Consider the following 18,513-nt stretch of genomic DNA (forward strand, 5'->3'; position numbering starts at 1 on the left):
TATTAAAACTATTTCTTTTTTTCTTCTTTTTCTAGTTCTTTATAATATGAACTATGTAAAATCTCAACTTCTTCTTTTTCTTTATATCCATTTATAATACTTTGTAACGCACCTTTAATTGCAAACATTGACATATAAACATGAGTAAAAAATAATGCAGTTATAGCTAAACCAACAGCATTGTGTACAATTATAGACCATCTTAAAACTTCAATTTGAGTAAGTCCTAAAGTATGTAATATTTGTATATCTAGATCTTGTACATAAAGTGTTGCTCCTGTGTAAATCATAGCTACACCACCAATTGTACATACCCAAAACCATATTTTTTGGCCAGCATTAAATTTTCCAGCAGGTACTGGTTTTTTAATTTTTGATAAATAACCACCTACTATCATTAACCATTTTATGTCATCACCAGTAAAAAGCATATTTTTAAACCACATTATAAACATAGGAATAACACTTATTATAAATAAAATTGTAACAACGGCATGAATGTCTTTACAGGCAATTACAAAAGCTCCACCACCAAAATATGTACCAAACATCATAATTAAACCAGTTGGAATTAATAACATAAATGACACAGCTGCCATTCCATGAACAATTCTATTAAATAAAGTAAAAAAATAATACTTCTTACCTTCATGTGAGAATTGTTTTGGTCCTATAATTAAATAATGCACTAAAAAAACTAATGGAACAATTACTATAATTCCTAAATATGCATTTTTAAAAATCTTTGTCTGTAAAGCAACAAAAATCTCATCTAAATAAACACTACCTTCTTTTCCATAAGCTAGCATTGTATAAATAAGATCTTGATTTGCATCACTTACAGTTGTTGAAGCAAATGAAATTATACTAAACCCTAAAAAAATCAACAACGATTTTAACATCTTGTTCTCCTGTAATAAATTATATAAATTTATATCCTTGGAGAATGACTTTAGTATGACATTTTATAAAAAAGTAAAAAATATTTTACTAAAATTTTGTATTTGGTATAGGATGATTTTCTACAATAAAATCAATATCTTTATCCCCTCGACCTGATAAATTAACTAATATAGTTTTATCACTAGGTAAAGTTTTTGCTAACTTCATTGCATAAGCAACAGCATGAGCAGATTCAAGTGCGGGAATAATTCCTTCAAGTTGTGATAATTTATAAAATGCATCAATAGCTTCTTTGTCATCACATAATCCTACTTTTGTTCGTCCACTTTCATTAAGATATGCATGTTCAGGACCAACAGAGGGATAATCGATTCCTGAACCTATTGAATAAACTGGTGCTGGTTCACCTTCTTTATCTTTTAACATTATAGAGTTAAAGCCATGCATTACACCTTCTTCTCCATAAGTTAAACTTGCAGAATGTTCTCCAATTTTTTCACCTTTTCCCATAGGTTCAACACCAATTAAATTTACATCAGTATCATCAATAAATCCTGCAAATATTCCCATTGCATTTGAACCACCACCAACACATGCAACTACATTATCAGGGTTTTTGTTTTCATGCTCTTTAAATTGTTCTTTTGATTCAATACCAATAATACTTTGGAAATCTCTAACCATCATAGGGAAAGGATGAGGACCTACAACTGATCCAATACAATATATTGAATCTTCAACTTGCGAAACATAAGATTCAAATGCTGAATCAACAGCTTCTTTAAGAGTTTTTAATCCATGAGTTGCAGGAATAATTTTAGCTCCTAATATTTTCATTCTAATTACATTTGGATGCTCTTTAGCAATATCAACTTCACCCATATGTATTTCACACTCTAATCCAAAATATGCAGCAGCAGTAGCAAGTGCAACACCATGTTGACCAGCTCCTGTTTCAGCAATTACTTTTTTCTTTCCAAGATGTTTTGCAAGTATTACTTCTGCCATACAATGATTTAATTTATGTGCACCAGTGTGATTTAAATCTTCTCTTTTTAAATATATCTTAGCACCACCACAATAATTTGTAAGATTCTTTGCAAAAGAAATAGGAGTAGGTCTACCTTGATAGTGTTTTCTTACATATTTTAACTCATCAATAAATTCAGGAGATTTCTTTAGTTGTTCATAAGCATTTTTTATATCTTCAAATGGTTTTTCAAGAATAGGAGGAATAAAAGAACCTCCAAACTTTCCAAAATAACCATTTTTATCTGGCATTGTTTCTAAATATTCAGATTTCATATTTTTCCTTAGCAAGTATTTATGAAAGTATTCTACATTATTTTTTATGTAAAGAAAATAATAGATGTGATAGTTATAATTTAATAGGTATTAAAATATTAACTTTTGTACATTTCTCGTAGTTTTTGTAAGATATATTATTTATACTTATTTGTCCTTCTAAACTCTCTGTAATAATTTTATGTGTCATATATAAACCAAGACCCGTGCCTTGAGATTTATGTTTAGTAGTAAAGTAGGGTTCAAATACTTTTTTTATAATATCTTCTTTTATTCCACCTGCTGTATCTATTATTTCAATTAATGCTTTATTGTCTTTTTTTAAGACATTTATATAAATGTTTCTTTGATTTTCTTCTATATTTTTTAGAGCATCTTTTGAATTATTTATAATATTTAGAATAGCTTGATTTAATTCATTTTCATAAGAATAAAGCTCTATCTCTTCTATATCTTTTTCAATATTAATAAAATAGTTTTTTAAAGAACCTTTTACGATTGACAGCACGGTATTTATACTATTTTCAATAGTAAAGTTTTGTTTTATTTTATCTTTTCTCATATAATTTTGGAAATCATCAATGGTTTGTGATAAAAATTGTGTAGTATTTGTAATACTATCAACACTATCAATAAATATTTTATCTGTTAATAATCCAAACTCTTTTTGTACTTTAAGTCCTGAAGCTGTTGTTGTAATTGAGCTTAAAGGTTGTCTCCATTGATGTGCAATATTTGCAATCATTTCACCTAAGCTTGCCATTTTTGATTGTTGTATGATTAAATTTTCTTTGTTTTTTATTTCTGTTAAATCTACTACAGAAATAATATATGAAGATAAATTATCATAAACAATTTTTTTAGCATTTACAAGTAATGGCACATTTGTTCTATCTTTCGTTATTCCAATAACTTCATGTTCTTTGTCTTTTTCTTCTGTTTGTCTAATAATTTCAACTATATCTTTTTCTTGTAGAAGCATAGAAATATCTTTATTTACTAACTCTTCGTATTTAAAAATATTTAAGGTTTCTTTATTTGCATAAATTATTTGATAATCTTTGATAATTAATATACCAGCTAAACTTAAATCAATTACTGTTTCGAAGTTCTTTGTTGTATTTTCTAGTCTCTTTTGATATTTTAATAATTGATTGTTTTTATATAAAATTAGTAATAAAATAATTATAAAAATAAGAGCTACTTTCCAAAATAACGAATAATCAAAAACTTTTTCATATTCGATATTCAACCATTTATTATAAATAAGTTCTTTTTCTTCGGGAGTTATATTTTTAAGCACTTTATTTATTATTGATTGAAGAAGAGTATAATCATTTCTAATCAAGATATTCATATTAAAATCAATACCTGTTACACCTGTGATTTTAATATTATTAAAGCCCTTAGATTTAATATTATGGATTAAAACAGGCATTATATCTACAACAGCATAAACTTCATCTTTTGATAATAAGTCCAATGCTTCACCTATGTTTTTTACTGGTATTAGATTAATACTAGGGTAGGCTTCTTTTATTAGTTTATGTGCTGTATAATTTTCACCTACTGCAACTTTTTTACCAATTAATTTACTTGCATCAGGAATATAATCTTTATCTTTTAACGTTGCAATTCCTATTGGAGCTTTAAAATATGAATCAGAAAAAATAGCAAATTTTTCTCTATCTTTTGTTTTTGATGTTGTTACTAGAACATCATTTTCTTTTAGTTCTATTTTTTTTAATGATGAAGAAAACTTATCATCAAAATGATTTTTAGTTTTTAAATTTGCTTTATCTATGATAAGGCTCCAAAAATCATATCCTAATCCATAGGGTTTTCCATTATTTTCAAATGCAAAAGGAGCCCAAGTTTTAACTAATGAGATATTTATAATAGTGTTTTTAATAAAGTCAAGCTCTTTTTTAGTGAAATTAATATTTTTTGTATGATTGATCCACTTATTATTAAGATTTTTTTGCTCTTCGTCACTTATTAAAAGCATTGCTTTATTAATAATATCTTTTAATATTTTTGTATCTTTATGAACTCCCATTGACAACATTGGATTAAAGTTTTTAATATGAGCAGTACCTGTGATATGAAGTTTATGGATATACTTTGATTTAATATAATAGTTTGCTGATAGCTTATCTAAAATAGTAGCATCTGCATAGTTATTTGCAACTGCATCTAAAAATTCTGAGACAGTTTTATATTCAATTACCTTTATCTTTGGATGGTGTTTTTTTACAAGTTTTGTCATATTCCAATTTTTTGCTAAAGCAACAGTTTTACCATCTAAATCATCAATATTGATTAAAGAATTATTACTCTTTTTTGTAATTATTGACATGTTCTGATTAATATAAGGTTTTGAAAAACTTATATATTCTTCTCTTTTTTTATTTTTTGTAATTATGGGTAATATGTCTATTTTTCTTTCTTTGAAATCATTAACTAATAAAGACCACTCTTTTGCTTTAAAAATAGGTTCTATTCCAATTTTAGAAAAGAGTAATCTTATATAATCAATAATATAGCCTTTTGGCTCTCCTTCTTCATTGAAATCATAAGGTTTATAAGCCAATTCGTTTGCAATAACTAGTCTTTCATTTTTCTTTATAAAATTTATTTCTTCTTTAGTAAAAGTAAGAACTTTTTTATTTTCTATATTTCCTAACCACTTAGAAGATATTGTGTTTTTTTCATTTTGAGTTATTGAATCTAATGCTTTTTGAATAATATTAACCAAAATATTTGTCTGCTTATTTGTAGCCATAGATAATTTATTTTCAATATCATTTAAATGAAACTTTGGATAAATTTTAGATAAGTTCTGTTTATTTGTCAGATAATTTATAATTGGAATATTCGAGATTAAAAAATCTGCTTTTTTTGTATTTATAGCATCTATTGCTTCTAAAACATTTTTTACTGTTAAAACTTTTACTTTTGGATGATTCTTTTCTATATATTCTTCATGTGAAGACCCTTTAGGTATTGCTATTGTTTTACCTACAAGATCTTTTGTACTACTAATTTCTACATCTTTAAGTGTATAAGCATAAGCTCTAATTGTTAAATAATCACGTGTGAATAAAAGATATTTTTCTCTTTTTTGAGTTTTTTTTAAAATTGGAAGTAATTGAATTTTATTTTGTTTTATCTTTTTAAGTAAGTTATTCCATGAATCAATATCATATTCGAATTTTAATGAAGTTTTTTTCTCAATTATATCTAGATAATCTCTAGCTAAACCCTTGTATAAACCATCTTCTGCAAAATCAAAAGGTGCCCAGTTTTTTTCTGCTCCAACTTTTATAGTAGGATTGTTTTTTATATATTGTATTTCTTCTTCTGTTAAATTTATATTTGAATTAGCATAAGATATATTTGAGAAAAAAATTAAAAAAAATAATAGAGATTTTATTACAGACATGTACAACCTTTTTTATGATTATATCATTAAAAGGTTGTATATTATAATTTGAATTATATAAATTTTATGAAAACCATTTTTTTGCTTTTGCAAACATGCCTTCAAAACTTGATTCATGAGGTTTACTTTCAAGACCAAAACTTTCTTGTAGTTTTTCTAATAATTCTTTTTGTTCATCATTTAATTTTTTAGGATATTCAATTTTAATTTGTACTACTAAATTTCCTTTTCCATATCCTTGAACAGATTTTACACCTTCATCTTTAAATGTAAATTGTTGTTTATCTTTAGCTCCTGCAGGAATATCAAGTTCTAACTCACCTCTTAATCCAGGGATTTTAATTTTTCCACCAAGTGCTACTTGAGTGAAGAAAATTGGAGCTTCATAATAAATATCATCATCATGTCTAACAAAATGTGAATCTTCTTCAACAGAAACTTCTAAGTATAAGTCACCTCTTGATCCATCTGGAGCTATATTACCTTTATTTGATACTCTAATTCTCATTCCATCATTAACACCTTCTGGAATATCAACTTTAAAGTTATCTTTTATTTCATCATAACCAGTTCCACTACAAGATTTACAAGATGAACTTGCAGCTTGTCCTGAACCTTGACATGTTGGACATGTTTGCGCAAAAGTCATAAAACCTTGTCTAGCATGAACTTGACCTTGTCCTCCACATGTTGAACATGTTGACAGCTTTCCATCTTTAGCCCCTGTACCTTTACAAGGTTTACAAGCAGTTTTATATTTATATTTTATATCTTTGTTACATCCAAAAATTGCTTCATTAAACTCTAATCTAACTTCAACTGCAACATCTAAATTATAATTGTATGATTTTCTTTGTCTTCGTGAACTTCCTCCACCACCAAAGGCAGAACCAAACATTTCTTCAAAAACCGAGCCTAAGTCATCAAAACCACCTGAGAATCCACCTCTTTGTTGTCCATGACCTTCAAGTCCTGCTTTTCCGTGTCTATCATAAATTGATCTTTTTTCTGCATCACTTAATACTTGGTATGCTTCATTAACTGCTTTAAATCTTTCTTCAGCTTCATTATCTCCTGGGTTTTTATCAGGATGATATTGCATTGCCATTTTTCTATAAGCTTTCTTAATTGTACTTTTTTCAGCATCCCTGCTTACTTCTAATAATTCATAATAATCTATTTCAGTCAATTATTAACTCCTATATAATTATATTTAAGACGCGATTTTATCTAAAAGTAACTAAAATTTAAATGAATTAATTTTAGTTACTTTTTGTTATAATTCGCGTATGAAAAAAGGCTTAGAAAAATTTTATGATTTAGTTGAAGCATTTGAATCTTTACCTACAATTGGTAAGAAATCTGCTTTAAGACTTGCATATCATGTTGTTATGAATGATAATTATTGTGGTATTAAAATTGCGCATAGTATTGAGAATGCTCTAAAAAATATTACAAAATGTGTTAAATGTGGTTCTATGAGTGAACACGAAATATGTGAAGTATGCTTAGACGATTCACGTGATAATACAAAAATGTGTATTGTTCAAAGTGCAAAAGATATTTTTATTATTGAAGATTCAAAACAGTTTGATGGTAAATATTTTGTTATTGAAGAATTAGACCAATATGCAATTGATTCCTTAACTCAGTTTGTTGAAAATAACGAAGTGCAAACTGTTCTTTTTGCAATAACACCATCAATTGCAAATGATGCATTTATTTTATATATTGAAGATAAACTAAAAAGTAAAGATATAAAATTCAGCAAAATTGCCCAAGGTGTTCCAACAGGAGTAAGTTTAGAAAATGTTGATATCTTATCTTTATCAAAAGCAATACAAAGTAAAGTAGAGGTTTAAAATGAGTACTCAAAGAATTGTTTGCCAAAAATGTACTTATTATTATGTTACTTGGGAACAGGGTAAACCACATGGTTGTAATGCTTATGGTTTTAAATCTCAAACAATACCATCTATTGTTGTAAGAAACTCTAGCAAAATGGATTGTACTTTTTATAAACAAAAGCAAAGATGATTAACTTATGCAATTAAAAAAGCAAATTGATGATTTAAAAAAAAATAAATTAGTTATTATTCGATATTGGATTAATAATGAAGAAGTTAAATTTATTTTAAATACTCGTAAAATTGATAAAGAACTTTTTATAAAAAGATATGCCTTTGGTTTATTGGATTATTATATTGATTTAATATCAGAAAAGATAACGCTTAATCAAACTTCATCAATAAATGATTTTTTAAAGTATTTAAGTAAACAAGGTGTTAAACCAGAAGAACTTTATATCTTATTTATATCTTTAAAGAATTCAATGCTTGAACATCTAAATAAATCAAATGTTATTTCTTTAGAAATTTCCAATGAATTAAATCAGCTTTCTGAAAAAATATTTATAAAATTTTTAGAAATTTATAGTCAAACAGTAAAAGATATTGAAAAAGCTTTAAATAAATCAGCAGATATTGTTGATAAACAAGTGATTTTATCTAGAACTGATGCAAAGGGAAAGATTTTAAAAGTATCATCAGCTTTTTGTAAAATAAATGGATATAAAAGTACAGAATTAGTTGGAAAAACTCATGCTTTATTAAAACATCCTGATACTTCAAAAGAATTAATTGATAATTTATGGGAAACAATAAGTGCAGGAAACATTTGGACAGGTGAACTTAAAAATATCAAAAAGAATGGTGATTTTTATTGGGTTGAAACTAGTATTCATCCAAACTTTGATAATATGGGACAAATAATAAGTTTTGATGCAATCAGTCAAGATATTACTTCTAAAAAAGTAATTGAAAGTCAACAAAATTTATTAATTGAACAATCAAAACATGCAGCAATGGGTGAAATGATTTCTATGATTGCACATCAATGGAGACAACCTTTACAAGCAGTTTCAATTTTAGTTCAAAAAATACCACTTACAAAAATGATGGGTACACAAATAACTGATGAACTAATTGATAGTGTAGTAAGTGATGTTGGTGTACAACTTCAGTATATGTCTAAGACTATTGATGATTTTAGAGATTTCTTTAAACCTAATCGTCAAAAAGAAGTTATTGATATTTCTGTTGTTTTAAATAAGTCTGTAGATTTTTTAGGATATTTATTAAAAGCTAACTCTATAAAATTAAATATTGAAAACAAGATGGAAATTGAAGTTTATGTATATTTAAATGAAATAGTTCAAGCTTTAATAAATATTATTAAAAATTCTTGTGATGCCTTAAATGAAAAGGCTATTGAAAATAAAATTATAAATATTAGTACTAGAAAAGATAGTGAATTTATTTATATTATTATTGAAGATAATGCAGGTGGGATACCAAATAATGTAATAGGAAAAATATTTGAGCCATATTTTTCAACAAAAACAAATAAAAATGGAACAGGTTTAGGATTATATATGTGTAAAACAATAATAGAACAGCATAGTAATGGATTTATTTTTGTTGAAAACTCAGATATAGGCGCGAAATTTACAATTAAATTACCATTAAATTAGGAGAGTTAAGTTTGTTATATAAAGATTTTAAAACTAGTATTAAATCATTAGGATTTTTATCAATTGAAGATTTTATGAAATACATTGGAGTTACATCATCGGATGTTTTAGAATGGGAAGAAAAAGATGAAGTTCCTTATACTGTATCTTTAATTGTTCATTTATTAAAAGGTGAGGGTGAACTTCCAAATAACACCGCTTTAGATAGTGTTGTTGAAGAGTGTTTACCATTAGCTTCTTTACTTGAAGAAGCTTCATCTTTTCCTCATAAATTAGAAGAAATGTTTTTATTACAAAAAGAGTTAAATGACTCAACAAATGGTAAAAACTGGGAATTAGGTGTAAATAAGTTTGGAAAAGAGATTAATTGGCTTCGATGTATACATATGGAAGTTGCTGAGTTAATTGATTCTGCGCCTTGGAAACATTGGAAAAATATTTCAGCTGATCCTGATATGAAAAATATTCATGTTGAGTTAGTTGATATTTGGCACTTTTTAATGTCTTATATTTTACAAGAAACAAATGTTCCAAAAGGTGTATCTTTAGTTAATACTCACTGTATTTATGAAGCAGTTGAAGATGTTGATGTTAAATTAATGATTAAAGAATCTGAAAAGCTTTCTTATATTTCACTAGCTATTGAAACTGGTAATATGCCATCATTTTCAGGAATTGAAAGATTTATTGATCAATTCTTTAGAACATGTAAAATTTCTGGTCTTTCATTTACTTGGTTACAAAAACTTTATATTGGTAAAAACTGTTTAAATAAATTTAGACAAGATAATGGGTATAAAGAGGGTACTTATATTAAAGAATGGAATGGTAGAGAAGATAATGTTGTTATGATAGAAATTATTGATACTATGGAAAATGTAAGTTTTGACATCTTAACTGAAGAGTTAACAAAAGCATATAGCAAGTGTAAATAGTGTAAAAAATAAAGTTTAGTTTTAAAACTAAACTTTATAAATAAAATATATTAACTATAATCGTTTTTAAAATCTACATAATGAGCAGCATGATTAATCAAACCTTGCTCATCTTCACTTGTTAATTGTTTTACAACTTTAGCAGGACTTCCCATAATTAAAGAATTTGGTGGAAATACTTTTCCCGCAGTTACAAGTGAATTTGCTCCAACAATTGAACCTTTTCCTATAACTGCATTATCTAAAATAGTTGCACTCATTCCAATTAAACAATTATCTTCAATTTTACAACCATGAAGCATTACTTTATGTCCAATAGTAACATTATCACCAATAATTGTCTGAGTATTTACATCTGTATGAATCATAGATAAATCTTGAATATTAGAATTCTTACCAATAATCACTTTATTAACATCTGCTCTTAATACACATTGAAACCATACGGATGAGTTTTCACCAATACTTACTTGACCAATTACATCAGCACTTGGAGCAATCCAAGCACTTGATTCAATTTGGGGATAAAATTCTTTAAATTTTAAAATCATAGTTTTTCCTACTATTTTTTGTTTTGTGTTTGCCCTGCAATAATGAACCTTAATGCATTAAGTCTAATAAACCCTTCTGCATCTTTTTGATTATAAACTTCATCTTCTTCAAAAGTTGAGTGAGCTTCTGAGAATAATGATTTTGAAGATTCTCTTCCTACAACTGTTACATTACCTTTATAAAGTTTAAGTTTTACAGTACCTTCAACATTTTTTTGAGTTGCATCAATTGAAGCTTGAAGCATTTCTCTCTCAGGTGAGAACCAATAACCTTGGTAAATTAATTTTGCATATTTAGGCATTAATTCATCTTTTAAGTGTGCAGCTTCTCTATCAAGAGTAATAGATTCAATTGCTCTATGTCCTTTTAACATGATAGTTCCACCTGGAGTTTCATAACAACCACGAGCTTTCATACCAACATATCTATTTTCAACAATATCAATTCTTCCAATACCGTGTTTATTCCCATATTCATTTAATGTTTTTAAAATAGTAGCTGGTGACATTTCTTCATCATTAATAGAAATTGGATCACCGTTTTTATATCCAATTGTAATATATTCAGCTTTATCAGGTGCATTTTCAGGAGAAACTGACCATAGCCACATAGCTTCTTCTGGTTCTGCATTTGGATCTTCTAAGCTTAAACCTTCATAAGAAATATGTAAAAGATTAGCATCCATTGAGTATGGACTAACTGCTGGATTTCCATTTTCATCTAAGTGCTTTTTATCAATTGTAATTCCATGTTCACTTGCATAAGAAAGTAATTTTTCTCTAGAATTTAAATCCCATTCTCTCCAAGGAGCAATTACAGTAATTTCAGAATCTAAACCTAAGTAACCTAATTCGAATCTTACTTGATCATTTCCTTTTCCTGTAGCTCCATGAGATACTGCATCAGCACCCATTTTATGTGCAATTTCAATTTGTTTTTTAGAAATTAAAGGACGTGCTATTGAAGTACCTAATAAATATTCACCTTCATAAATAGCATTTGCTCTAAACATTGGGAAAACATAATCTTTTACGAATTCTTCTCTAATATCTAAAATAAAAATATTTTCAGGTTTAATACCCATTGCAAGTGCTTTTTCTCTTGCTGGTTCAACTTCTTCACCTTGACCTAAATCTGCAGTAAATGTAATTACTTCTGCATTATATTCATCTTGTAGCCATTTTAAAATAACTGAAGTATCAAGCCCACCACTATAAGCTAATACTACTTTTTTAACTTCTTTTTTACTCATGAATTTATCCTATGATTATCATTAATTTTAAGCGCATATTTTAACTAAATTTTGTTATAATCTTTATTATGAGAATAGATAAATTTTTAAATGCAGTTAATATTACTAAAAGAAGAGCAGTTGCTGAAGATATGTTACAACATAAAGTTGTATTTATCAACAATCAAAGTGTTAAAAAAGCTAAAGAAGTTAAACTTGGGGATATTATAGAAATTAGATATCTTGAAAAAAGTGACAAATTTAAAGTTTTACAAATACCAACAGTAAAATCAACGCCTAAATCAAAAATGGCAGAATATGTAGAAAAGATTGAAGGATAAATTATGTTTAATACAGCAAAAATGAAATTTGATGATATTTTTGAAAATAGGCTACCACAAGATGAAGTAAGAGAGTATTTAATCGAACTTTATGAAAGAGGTGAAACAGCTGCTGAAATTGCAGGAGCTGCTAGCGCTATGCGTGATCATTTAATTCCTTTACCAATTCATTATGATTTAAAAGAAAAAATCATTGATAATTGTGGAACTGGTGGAGATAAATCAAACTCTTTTAATATATCAACAACAGTTTCAATTCTTTTGAGTGCTTGTGATTGTTATGTTGCAAAGCATGGTAATAGAAGTATTACTAGTAAAAGTGGAAGTGCTGATATGCTTGAAGCTTTAAATATTAAACTTGATTTATCTTTAAAAAAATCTGCAAAGATGCTTGAAGAAACAGGATTTACTTTTATGTTTGCACAAAATCATCATCCTGCTATGAAATATATTATGCCAATTAGAAAAAGTATTCCACATAGAACAATTTTTAATATTTTAGGACCTTTATCAAACCCTGCTACTGTTTCAAAGCAATTAATTGGTGTTTTTGACAAATCATATATAAATAAAATAGCAACTGCTTTAGATTTGTTAGATACTAAAAGATCAATAATTGTTTCATCAAAAGATGGAATGGATGAAATATCTATTTCTGATATTTCTTATGGTACTTCTTTATTTAATGGAAGAATAGAAGACTTTGAGATAAATCCAGAAAACTATGGATTAAAACTTGCACCAAAAGAAGAGATTATTGGTGCAGATGCTTTAACTAATGCAAATATTACAAAAGATATTTTGTCAAATAATATTGAAGGTGCAAAACTTGATATTGTTTTAATAAATACAGCAGCAGCATTAATTGTTGATGAAAAAGCAAGAGATTTTCAAGATGGTATACAAATAGCACAAGAAGCTATTCTAAATGGAAAAGCGAAAGAAAAACTTGAACAAATTATCAAAGTTTCAAATCAATTATAGGTAAGAACTTTGGTAAAAGAATATAATTTAGCATTAGAAGAAATTGATATTTTAACGAATGAGCTTAAAACAATTATAAATGAAGATGTAATTGTGATTTTGCGAGGTGATTTAGCAAGTGGCAAGACTACACTTGTTAAAAATTATGTAAAATCACTAGGATTAGATGATTTAGTTACATCTCCTACTTTCTCTTTACAAAGTGTTTATTCTGGTGATATTTATCATTATGATATTTATAATAAAACTTTAGAAGAGTTCATTTCTTTAGGAATGTTAGAAGAGTTTGAAAAAAGTGGTACTCATTTTGTAGAATGGGGCGATGAAAAATTACAAAATTTATTAGAAGATTATGGATATAATGTAATTTTAATAGAAATAGAAAAATGTGAAAATAAAAGGCAATATAAAATAAATGCATAAATTAAAAATTACAGATATTACAAAATCAATTAAGAAAACTCAAATATTACATGGAATTTCACTAGAAGTTAATTCAGGTGAAATTGTAGGGTTACTTGGACCAAATGGTGCTGGAAAAACTACTACTTTTTATACAGTATGTGGTCTTGTTAAACCAACTTCAGGTCAAGTATTTTTTGATGATAAAGACATTACTTCTTTGCCTTTACATAAAAGAGCATTAAGCGGAATTGGATATTTACCGCAAGAGTCTTCTATTTTTAAAGATTTATCAGTAGAAGATAATTTAATGTTAGCAGCTCAAATTGTAACTGATGATAAAGCAGAACAACACAAAAGAGTTGAAGAATTACTTGAAGTATTTAATATTGAACCAATACGTCAAAGAAAAGGTGTCTCTTTATCTGGAGGTGAGAGAAGAAGAACTGAAATAGCACGTGCTTTAGTTTCTCATCCAAAGTTTTTACTTCTTGATGAACCTTTTGCTGGTGTTGATCCAATTGCAGTAAAAGATATTCAAGAAATTATTGCACAACTTACAAAGATTAATATTGGTGTTTTAATTACAGATCATAATGTTAGAGAAACTTTAGAAATTTGTGATAGAGCTTATGTTATGAAAGCAGGGGCATTACTTGCAAGTGGAACTAGCGATGAAATTAGACAAGATAAAAAAGTACGTGAACACTATCTTGGAGAAGATTTTAATTTCTAAATTTAAAAAAAGTAGTTATGATTATTTCACTACTACTTTATTTCTTCCTGTTCTTTTTGCTTCATATAAAGCTTCATCTGTTCTTGAAATAAAACTGCTTCCTGTATCATCCTCTTTTATAGCACAAACCCCAAAACTTGCCGTAACATTTAAGTTTAAAGCTGTTAATGAATTTTCATAAATAGTACTTCTGATTTTTTCTGCAACAACTCTAGACCCTTCAGCGTTAGTTTCTGGAAGTAGTATCAAAAATTCTTCACCACCCCATCTAACAACTGTATCATGCTCTCTTACACTTTTACTTACAATATTTGCTATTTCTTTTAATACTTCATCACCAGCTTGATGACCATGTTCATCATTAACTTTTTTAAAGAAATCAATATCAAATAATACTAATGATAATTCATTATCATATCTAATACCTCTTCTTATTTCTTTTTCAAATAAAGAATTAAATTTATTTCTATTATATAAACCAGTTAAATTATCATGTGAAGCTTGATATTCTAATAGATTAGATTTTTCTTTTAATTCTGTAACATCAGTTAAAGATAAAACATAAAAATCATTTACATCATCATAATTATCTATATTTATTGTAAATATTCTTTCTTCGTCATTTAAGTTTTTCATCTTTACGATTCTATTAACTTCTTTTAAACTTTTAATATATTCATAGTAACAAGGATAATCTTTTAAGATACTTTTAGAAATAAATCCATAATCTTCTATAAAATAATCAAATATATTTTTTGAGGTATTTATAAACTCTTCTATTGAAGTAATATTAAAAAATTCTAAAAATCTCTTATTTACATTTTTTATAGTTGTTTTATTTGATAATAAAACAATATTATCTTGAGAGTCTAATATAGATTTTATTTTTTGTATTTCATTATCAACTCTTGTTTCTAAAGATATATTCATCTCTTCTAGTTTTCTTTTTAAATAAATTGGTTCAATAGCTTTAATCATGCTTTCAACTAATTGATATAAATCTATTGGTTTCATTGCATAAGTACTAACGCCCACATTTATAGCTTTTTTAAGAAAACTTGGATCATTATGTGCACTTGTAATTACTATAGGAATGTCTTTATTTAACTCTCTTATTAAAGAACACATTTCAAGTCCATCCATTTTAGGCATATTGATATCTGTTACAATTAAATCTATTTCATTAATATTTAGTTTAAATAAGTCAAGTCCTTCTAAACCATTTTCGGCAGAATGAACTTTTTTAACAAGAGATGATAAAAGTTTTGATGTAAACTCTCTAACTTCTATTTCATCTTCTACATATAAAACGGATATGTTTTGTAGTATTTCTTTATTCATCTAAATCACTCTCCTTAAAGTCTATTAATGATGGGTTTTCTATTGGTGCTGAAAAATAATAACCTTGAGAATAATCAACCCCTAATTCTTTTGTTAATGCAAATATTTCTTTATTCTCAACATACTCTGCAATTGTTAATAACTTTAAACTTTTTGCAAATTCTACAATCGTTTTAGTGATTTTATAAGAGTTGTCATCTGTTGCAATATTCTTAATTATAGATGCATCAATTTTTAAATAATCAACATTCATTTTTAATAAGTGTTCAAAATTTGAATATCCAGAACCAAAATCATCAATAGCAACCTTACAACCTAAGTTTTTAATTTCATCAATAAAAGAAATTAAAAGATTATAGTTTTTAACATTTTCATCTTCTAATATTTCAAAGACAACCTTTTTGGCTACATCATATTTGAGTAACATCTCTTTTATAAAAATTAAGAAATCTGGATCTTCAATATCTTCATAAGATATATTTACTGAAAATTCAAAAGGTAAGTTATCGAATTTTTTAAAAGATTTCTCAATAACAATTTTTGTTAACTTTGTATATTGATTAGATTTTTTTGATATATCTAAAAAGAAAAAAGGAGCTATAATTTTACCATCATCTTCTATAAGTCTTACTAGACATTCATACTTATCAACTTTTAAAGTTTTGTTATTAACTATGGCTTGAAAGTATACTTCAATATGGTTTTTTAAGAAAGCAGACTTTAATTTCTTTGTCCATAGCATATTGTTTTCATATTCTTGAAACTTATCTAGTTCATCATAAAAAACTACATAATCTTTATTGTCTTTTTTCGCTGTCTGTAGTGCAATATCAGCAGTTATTAATTTATTGTTTTTATTTGAAAAAGATATACCAGCTGTTAATCTAATATCAATTTCATATTGATTAAAATTAAAAACTTTTTTATATGAGAACTCTAATATATTCTTTATAACTTTTAGAAATTCATTTTTATCATTTTTAACATTTGTAATACAATAAATATCTGAAGGAAATTTATAAAATTCTAAATTATCAAATTTATCAGTCTCTTCTTTTATAAGATAACTAAGTTCTTTTAAAATTAAATCGCCTGCTTTGTGACCATAGAAATCATTTATTTCTTTAAATGAATTAATATCTAATATACAAATTGAGCTTAGTTTAATGCTTTTATCTTTTTGTAATTCTTTTATTAATTTAGCTCTATTTGGTAAGTTAGTCAAATTATCTGTATATAAAACTTCAAATAATTTCTTTTTGTGATTGATTTCATGAGTAATGTCGTTTAATAATATGATATTTGTGTCATTATGATTTAAAGATATTTTTTGTAGTCTAAAAAAACTATCTTCTTCTTTTTCATTTACAATACATACTTTTAGGTTGTTTTTTGAAGATTTTTCTAACCAATTGTTGTTTACATTACTAAAACATTTTTCATGCTTAATAAAAATATCACCAATTTCATTATATTTTTTATTTATATTTTCAAGTGTGTTACATGAAGTCAATTTATAGAAATAATCATTCGCAAATAACACTTCTTTACCATTAGTTGAAAAGATAGGATTTGAAATATTGTGAATAATCGAGCTTGATATTTCTTGTTCACGTTTAAGGAGTAGGTCTTGTTCTAAAATACTTATGTAATGATTGATTTTGTATATAAAGTTATTAATATTAATTGGTGCATACAAATAATCAAGATGATTTGACTCTTTGATTAAATCTATATTATTTTTGATTAAAAGTATTACATAAATATTATTTTCTATACTTTTTTTTATTAGCTCTTCATAATTGTTTATTTCAATATTTAAAAAAAGTATATTTAAATGTTTAATTTTATCAATGACTTCTTCAAAATTTGAACAATAGCTAATAGTAGTGTTTTCTATTTTTTTATTTGAAATCTTCTTAAAATCATCTAAATAAGTAGAATTTGTATCAGCTATTAATACATTAAAACGCATTTCTCACCTTAAATTTTATTATAGTTTTACATAAAGTAGCTTCAATATTACTTATTGTCTATATGTACTACTACATAGAAATAAAAAAATTATTTATTAAAAATTTTAAGTGCATTGTTTAAATCTTCTTGAGTATCAATACCAAAAGACCTAGATTCTACTTTAACCATTGCAATATGGTATCCATTATCAATAGCTCTAAGCTGTTCAAGCTTTTCTACATTTTCTAATTTTGATGGTTTTAGTGAACAAAATTTATTTAATGATTTTTTTGTAAAGCCATAAATACCTAAGTGTCCATTATAAATTGAGTTCTCATAATGGTCTCTATGATAAGGCACTTTTGCACGTGAGAAATAAATTGCATTTAAATTTTCATCAAGTATAACTTTTACATGATTTGGATCATCAGCTAATTCAGAGCTTATTTCTTTATGACATGAAACAATCATTATATCTTCATTGTTTTCTTTTACTTTTGAAACTCTATTTATTACAGCTTGAACAACTTCTTTTTCAATAAAAGGCTCATCTGCTTGAACATTTACAATTATTTCGTTTTCATCTAAATTTAGTTTATTAACTGCTTCATTTATTCTATCTGTTCCACTTTGGTGTTCACTTGAAGTCATTACGGCATCAAAACCATGCTCTTGCGCTAAATCAATCACTTCTTGAGAATCTGTAGCAATTACAACTTTGTCTAATGAGCTTACTTGTTTTGCTGTTTTTATAACCATAGGCAAACCTAAAATATCTACTAATATTTTATTTGCAAATCTACTTGAATTTAATCTTGCTGGGATAATAATCATTTATTTGTTCCTTAGG

At 26.4% G+C, this 18,513-nt stretch carries 17 protein-coding genes; 8 read left to right on the forward strand and 9 right to left on the reverse strand.

The features are described from left to right. Positions 1 to 8: 8 nt before the first annotated feature. From LPB137_RS06950 to dnaJ, 4 genes are all read right to left on the reverse strand, one after another. On the reverse strand, positions 9 to 902 hold the full coding sequence (locus tag LPB137_RS06950) for a formate dehydrogenase subunit gamma (protein ID WP_076086213.1): 894 nt from the start codon (positions 900 to 902) through the stop codon (positions 9 to 11). Positions 903 to 990: 88 nt separating this feature from the next. After that, positions 991 to 2,208 (reverse strand): tryptophan synthase subunit beta, encoded by a 1,218-nt coding sequence (gene trpB / locus LPB137_RS06955; RefSeq protein ID WP_076086216.1) that lies wholly within the window; start codon positions 2,206 to 2,208, stop codon positions 991 to 993. A gap of 73 nt (positions 2,209 to 2,281) precedes the next feature. After that, a complete protein-coding gene (locus LPB137_RS06960) occupies positions 2,282 to 5,653 on the reverse strand; it encodes a transporter substrate-binding domain-containing protein (RefSeq protein WP_076086219.1) in 3,372 nt (1,123 codons plus the stop codon). Positions 5,654 to 5,717: 64 nt separating this feature from the next. Then, complete coding sequence (gene dnaJ, locus LPB137_RS06965) at positions 5,718 to 6,842, reverse strand: molecular chaperone DnaJ (protein WP_076086222.1); 1,125 nt, start codon at positions 6,840 to 6,842, stop codon at positions 5,718 to 5,720. A 100-nt stretch (positions 6,843 to 6,942) separates the two neighbouring features. Between dnaJ and recR the strand changes: the two genes are divergently transcribed. From recR to LPB137_RS06985, 4 genes are read left to right on the forward strand one after another with little or no spacing between them, the layout of a single operon-like run. After that, the gene (recR, locus tag LPB137_RS06970; protein ID WP_076086225.1) at positions 6,943 to 7,515 is read left to right on the forward strand and encodes a recombination mediator RecR; all 573 of its coding nucleotides are present in this window, start codon (positions 6,943 to 6,945) and stop codon (positions 7,513 to 7,515) included. A gap of 1 nt (position 7,516) precedes the next feature. Next, a complete protein-coding gene (locus LPB137_RS06975) occupies positions 7,517 to 7,690 on the forward strand; it encodes a uracil-DNA glycosylase (protein WP_076086228.1) in 174 nt (57 codons plus the stop codon). Positions 7,691 to 7,697: 7 nt separating this feature from the next. After that, entirely contained in the window at positions 7,698 to 9,185 is a 1,488-nt protein-coding gene (locus tag LPB137_RS06980; RefSeq protein WP_076086231.1) for a PAS domain-containing sensor histidine kinase, read from the forward strand. Positions 9,186 to 9,196: 11 nt separating this feature from the next. Then, complete coding sequence (locus LPB137_RS06985; RefSeq protein ID WP_076086234.1) at positions 9,197 to 10,120, forward strand: dUTP diphosphatase; 924 nt, start codon at positions 9,197 to 9,199, stop codon at positions 10,118 to 10,120. A gap of 50 nt (positions 10,121 to 10,170) precedes the next feature. On the opposite strand, the gene LPB137_RS06990 is transcribed toward LPB137_RS06985, so the two are convergent. Beyond that, the gene (locus LPB137_RS06990) at positions 10,171 to 10,671 is read right to left on the reverse strand and encodes a gamma carbonic anhydrase family protein (RefSeq protein ID WP_076086237.1); all 501 of its coding nucleotides are present in this window, start codon (positions 10,669 to 10,671) and stop codon (positions 10,171 to 10,173) included. 11 nt (positions 10,672 to 10,682) lie between these two features. Next, the gene (locus tag LPB137_RS06995; protein WP_076086240.1) at positions 10,683 to 11,924 is read right to left on the reverse strand and encodes an argininosuccinate synthase; all 1,242 of its coding nucleotides are present in this window, start codon (positions 11,922 to 11,924) and stop codon (positions 10,683 to 10,685) included. A 68-nt stretch (positions 11,925 to 11,992) separates the two neighbouring features. Between LPB137_RS06995 and LPB137_RS07000 the strand changes: the two genes are divergently transcribed. From LPB137_RS07000 to lptB, 4 genes are read left to right on the forward strand one after another with little or no spacing between them, the layout of a single operon-like run. After that, the gene (locus LPB137_RS07000) at positions 11,993 to 12,244 is read left to right on the forward strand and encodes a S4 domain-containing protein (RefSeq protein WP_076086243.1); all 252 of its coding nucleotides are present in this window, start codon (positions 11,993 to 11,995) and stop codon (positions 12,242 to 12,244) included. Between the two features lie 3 nt (positions 12,245 to 12,247). Further along, positions 12,248 to 13,228, forward strand: a complete 981-nt coding sequence (trpD, locus tag LPB137_RS07005; RefSeq protein ID WP_076086246.1) for an anthranilate phosphoribosyltransferase — start codon at positions 12,248 to 12,250, stop codon at positions 13,226 to 13,228. A gap of 9 nt (positions 13,229 to 13,237) precedes the next feature. After that, complete coding sequence (gene tsaE, locus LPB137_RS07010) at positions 13,238 to 13,651, forward strand: tRNA (adenosine(37)-N6)-threonylcarbamoyltransferase complex ATPase subunit type 1 TsaE (protein WP_076086249.1); 414 nt, start codon at positions 13,238 to 13,240, stop codon at positions 13,649 to 13,651. Further along, the gene (gene lptB, locus LPB137_RS07015; protein WP_076086252.1) at positions 13,644 to 14,366 is read left to right on the forward strand and encodes an LPS export ABC transporter ATP-binding protein; all 723 of its coding nucleotides are present in this window, start codon (positions 13,644 to 13,646) and stop codon (positions 14,364 to 14,366) included. Before tsaE ends, lptB begins: the two co-directional genes overlap by 8 nt. A gap of 21 nt (positions 14,367 to 14,387) precedes the next feature. Here the strand turns inward: lptB and LPB137_RS07020 are convergent, their stop codons facing one another. The 3 genes from LPB137_RS07020 to kdsB form a co-directional block, all read right to left on the reverse strand. Beyond that, on the reverse strand, positions 14,388 to 15,707 hold the full coding sequence (locus tag LPB137_RS07020; RefSeq protein WP_076086255.1) for a GGDEF domain-containing response regulator: 1,320 nt from the start codon (positions 15,705 to 15,707) through the stop codon (positions 14,388 to 14,390). Further along, entirely contained in the window at positions 15,700 to 17,682 is a 1,983-nt protein-coding gene (locus tag LPB137_RS07025; RefSeq protein WP_076086258.1) for an EAL domain-containing protein, read from the reverse strand. Before LPB137_RS07025 ends, LPB137_RS07020 begins: the two co-directional genes overlap by 8 nt. 89 nt (positions 17,683 to 17,771) lie before the next feature. Then, a complete protein-coding gene (gene kdsB, locus LPB137_RS07030; RefSeq protein ID WP_076086261.1) occupies positions 17,772 to 18,497 on the reverse strand; it encodes a 3-deoxy-manno-octulosonate cytidylyltransferase in 726 nt (241 codons plus the stop codon). Positions 18,498 to 18,513 lie beyond the last annotated feature (16 nt).

The organism is Poseidonibacter parvus, assembly GCF_001956695.1.
Taxonomy (GTDB): domain Bacteria; phylum Campylobacterota; class Campylobacteria; order Campylobacterales; family Arcobacteraceae; genus Poseidonibacter; species Poseidonibacter parvus.